This is a genomic window from Psychromonas sp., assembly GCF_983033635.1.
Genome location: NZ_CEZLMY010000093.1, coordinates 8,753 through 13,183 on the forward strand (window position 1 = coordinate 8,753; position 4,431 = coordinate 13,183).

General features: G+C 41.9%; 4 protein-coding genes and 1 pseudogene. 2 read left to right on the top strand and 3 right to left on the bottom strand.

The genetic code is table 11. The features are described from left to right. Positions 1-850: pseudogene (locus tag AC4GME_RS12250) on the bottom strand (hypothetical protein); the annotation flags it as partial. Positions 851-1,074: 224 nt separating this feature from the next. Here AC4GME_RS12250 and AC4GME_RS12255 point away from each other — a divergent pair. After that, entirely contained in the window at positions 1,075-1,824 is a 750-nt protein-coding gene (locus AC4GME_RS12255; RefSeq protein WP_490379460.1) for a PP2C family protein-serine/threonine phosphatase, read from the top strand. 48 nt (positions 1,825-1,872) lie between these two features. Here AC4GME_RS12255 and AC4GME_RS12260 read toward each other — a convergent pair whose 3' ends face one another. Further along, the gene (locus AC4GME_RS12260) at positions 1,873-1,995 is read right to left on the bottom strand and encodes a hypothetical protein (RefSeq protein ID WP_490378037.1); all 123 of its coding nucleotides are present in this window, start codon (positions 1,993-1,995) and stop codon (positions 1,873-1,875) included. A gap of 104 nt (positions 1,996-2,099) precedes the next feature. Between AC4GME_RS12260 and AC4GME_RS12265 the strand changes: the two genes are divergently transcribed. Next, positions 2,100-2,207, top strand: coding sequence for a DDE-type integrase/transposase/recombinase (locus tag AC4GME_RS12265; RefSeq protein ID WP_490378036.1), 108 nt, complete (start codon positions 2,100-2,102; stop codon positions 2,205-2,207). 379 nt (positions 2,208-2,586) lie between these two features. Here AC4GME_RS12265 and AC4GME_RS12270 read toward each other — a convergent pair whose 3' ends face one another. Next, positions 2,587-4,293 carry a fatty acid CoA ligase family protein gene (locus tag AC4GME_RS12270; RefSeq protein WP_490379461.1) on the bottom strand — a complete coding sequence of 569 codons (1,707 nt, stop codon included), beginning with the start codon at positions 4,291-4,293 and terminating at the stop codon, positions 2,587-2,589. Positions 4,294-4,431: the final 138 nt, after the last annotated feature.

Sequence of the window (4,431 nt, forward strand, 5' to 3'; positions counted from 1 at the left end):
GTTGTGAATCTTGGGCTTTATCTGATGCTGTGCTAGCTTCACTGGCTTGTTCTGATGCTTCTTCAGCCGCACTTTGAGCGTCGCTTGATGCAGTTTGTGCACTATCCGCTGAACTTTGCGAGTTCGCAGCTAAACTCTGGGCTTCTGTGGCGGAGGTTTGAGCCTCTCCTGCTTGGTTTTGCGCTTCATTGGCTGATGAGCTTGCATTTACAGATTGCTGTTCTGCTTGATTGGCACTCATACTTGCTTGATCTTCTTGAGATTGTGCATCATGAGCAGAAGACCCTGCACTATCGGCTTGTTGTTGTGCGTCTGAGGCAGAAGTACCGGCTTGATTTGCTTGTTGCTGTGCATCAGAAGCGGAAGAGCCTGCTTGATTTGCTTGTTGCTGTGCATCAGAAGCGGAAGCGCCAGCTTGATTTGCTTGTTGCTGAGCATCAGAAGCGGAAGCGCCAGCTTGATTTGCTTGTTGCTGTGCATCAGAGGCGGAAGCATTAGCTTGTTGTGATGATTCTCTTGTTTCATTTGCTTGATTATCAGCAATATCAGACGAACGTGTTGCTTGATCAGCCTGACGTTGTGTTTCACTGGTTGCTTGTGTTGCTTGTGATGCTTGTTGTTGTGCATCTTGCTGAGCATTATCAGCTTGTTGGGCATTAGAGCGAGAATCATCAGCTGAACTATTTGCTTGGCTGGCATGTTGATCAGCAAGTTCAGCATCTTGCTGCGCTTTGGCTCTTTCTTGTTCGGCTTCTTGCGCTGATTGACGCGCTTTTTCCGCTTCTGCTTTAGCTTGAGCTAATTGTAACTCAAGCTCACTTAGCGTACTGTTGGCTTCATTGGTTAGCATTGTATAGTCCTATATTGCTGTTAATCTTTGTCTTGCAGGTATTAAATAGTCATTTAATTTTAAGTGTTATTTTTTTAACATTCCATACTGCCGATCACTATTATATTATTTAGTGCGGTTAAAATTTTTTAATTCTGAAATAAGCATAATAAATAAAATAAGCTACGGTGTTAATTACAGTAAAATAAGACGTATTTTTTTAGATGAAAAAGGGTGATTTGTTTTTGCTAACTATAGAAAGTATTGCAGTATCTCAGGTGGGTAAAGTGCGTGAACATAATGAAGATTCATTGCATGTGGATGATACTAACGGCTTATGGTTAGTCGCTGATGGCATGGGAGGGCATGCTAGTGGAGAAGTTGCAAGTGACATTGCCGTCACTGTTATCCCTGATAAAATAAAAGCAAAAGGCAAACTCAGTGAGGCGATAACTTTTGCACACCAAACTATTTTACTTCAAGGACAACAGCACCCAGAGCAAAAGGGGATGGGCACAACGATAGTCGCAGCTCAATCATTAACGAATGGTTTTAATATTGCTTGGGTTGGTGATAGTCGCATTTATTGCTTTGATAATAAATTAAAACAATTAACTATCGATCATACTTTTGTTCAAGATATGATTTACCGTGAAGTATTAACGCCTGAGGAAGCAGAAAATCACCCAAACTCAAATTTAATCAATCGCTGTATGGGTATGGAAAATAAGCGATTTTCGGTTGATTCAAAAAAGATATTACCTAAACACGACGGTTATTTGTTGTTATGCAGTGACGGTGTTAGTGATTATGTTTCAGCGTCAGAACTTGCCCTGATATTTAAAAAAAACAAAAGCCTTCAAAATATTGCCAGCAGCCTTGAAAATGCCGTGTTAAATAGTGATGCAGCTGATAATTTTAGTTTTATTATCTTAAAATATAAGGCAAGTTTTTTGCTGAAGTTACTTAATTGTTTTAATTTAAGGCGTAAGTGAGTTTCATTGATTTTGAACTGGCATTAAACCAATCTACGCCTTTTATACTCAATCTACTTGAAACTCATCTTCAAGTAGATCTTCCTGACTCTGCTCAAGCAGATCGGTTTTTAGCTGTTGATAGCCATATTGATTGGCGTATCTAATAGACCAGCGTCCACCAACTTCCAAAGAGCTGCCACGTTTATGGAGAAGTTTTACAATTTCGTAATAACCCCGCTCCGCTGCCAATAATAACGGGTTTAGATGCGGTTTGTATTAAAGTAAATGGTGTTTTGCATTACCTTTGGCGAGCCGTAGATCAATACTTCAATGGGATTGATATTCTGGATCAGAAGCGTAAGGATAAAAAAGCAGCGATGCCTTTTTTTAAAAGCTATTAAAAGGCCTGCAAACCGTACCACTTAAGCTAGTCACCGATAAATTTCGTCGTTATTGAGCTGCAAAAAGTGAACTGATAGCAAGTGTTGAGTATTCGTTAGTGAGTTTGAGTCACTTATTCTGTCTAAAAATCATAGCCCTCGTGCGCACCGTGTATAGCAAAGGCTGCTTCAACAATATCTGCTAAGAAAGCAACACTGCTTACTTGCTGATAAATTTATCCTCCATTGTCAGAAGCTAGGCCTGATTGACATAGATCGGGACACGCGTTTTATCCGATTTGGTGATTTCCCAACAGGTTTTATCGCGACGGCTATTTGCTCAAAAGCTTGTTTAATTGACGGTGCCTTATCACGAATGCCTACATCCGCCAGCTGAGCTCTATTTGATTTTTCCGTTGTTTAATCTAAGCTTTTCAATCGCTATTTCACGCATGCGGAACTTTTGTAATTTACCGGTCACCGTCATCGGAAACTCATCCACAAACCAAATATATTTGGGAATTTTAAAAACGGCGATCTGCTCTTTGCAATAGTCCAAAATGTCGGCTTCACTACACTGTTTACCTTTACGAACTTGGATCCATGCCATGATTTCTTCACCATAAAATTCATCTGGCACACCAAACACTGCTACCTGCGCTACTGCGGGATGAGTAAATAAAAAATCTTCTATCTCTTTTGGATAAATGTTTTCACCGCCACGAATAATCATCTCTTTGAGTCGTCCGGTGATACGTACATAACCATTGGCATCCATGGTTCCGAGATCACCGGAGTATAACCAGCCATTTTTATCAATTACTTCTGCGGTTTTATCTGCCTGGCCATAATACCCCTGCATAATGTGATAACCGCGAAAACAGATTTCACCGATCTCGCCCAAAGGTACGGTAGCACCTGTATCTAAAGCAACAATTTTTACTTCCTGATGCGGCAGGTTTTTACCCACGGTTTCAGTGCGCAGTTCCATATTATCATCACGGGTGGTTAAATGTGTCAGTGGTGATGCTTCAGTTTCACCATAACCGATGAGTATTTCAGCGCAGTGCATATCTTCAATTACCTGTTTCATCAATGGGGGTAAACAGGGGGCACCGGCCATGATGCCCGTGCGTAAACTGGACATATCGAACTGTTTGAAGTCTGTATGTTCCAGCTCGGCTATAAACATGGTGGGAACACCATGTATCGCTGTACAATGTTCCTCTTGTATGGCTTGTAACGTAGCCTGGGCATCGAAATGTTCTGATGGGATCACAATGCAGGCGCCCACAGATAAACATAATAGGTTCGCTAACACCATGCCAAAACAATGATAAAACGGTACCGGTACACATAACCTGTCTTGTTCGGTAAAGTGCATGGCCTGAGCCGCAAACCAGGCGTTATTAAGAATATTGTGATGGGTCAGTGTTACCGCTTTGGGAAACCCCGTGGTACCGGAAGTGTATTGAATATTGATAGGATCATCTCTGTCGAGTGATGCTGTAATATCATTCAGTGTTTCCGTAGTAATACTATTGCCGGCGCTGATGACTTCAGACCAGCTCATAAGACCATCATAGAGTCGTGTTGTCTGTTCTGTATCGGCTGGATCATACACAACCACTTTGCGCAGAAACGGAAATTTGCTATTACCCAGTTCTTTTTTGTATGGCAGTTTTAATTCGGGAAGCAATTCTACCAGCATGGCGACATAATCACTGCTGCGAAATGCCGGGATCGTGAAAATGCCCTGTACCTCGGAGATCTTCAGCGCATAGGCCAGTTCATGCAAATGGTAAGCAGGATTAATATTCACCAATACAGCACCAATGCGTGCTGTGGCCATCTGCAGCAATAACCATTCAATATTATTGGTTGACCACACTCCGATACGGTCACCTTTAACAAAGCCGATGGCTAAAAGACCTTTTGCCAGCTGCTCAACCGCATCAGACAGAGCCCTATAAGTTAAGCGTTTTTGTTGCGGAAACGATATCACAGCTTCCTGTTCGGGAAAGCGCATCACAACATCTGAGAAATGTTCCGCAATAGTGTTTCCCTGTAAGGGCGTGTTTCCGCCGCGATGATAATAGCTTTTCATTTTCAGTGCCATATTCCTAAAGTGATACTATGACCTTATTTTCCGATTGAGTTCCAGTAGCGGTCAACTTCTTCCTGGATTTCGTTAATCAGCTTGTCGTTCCTCTGTGGTTCAAACAGGTGTTTATAACGTCCCTGT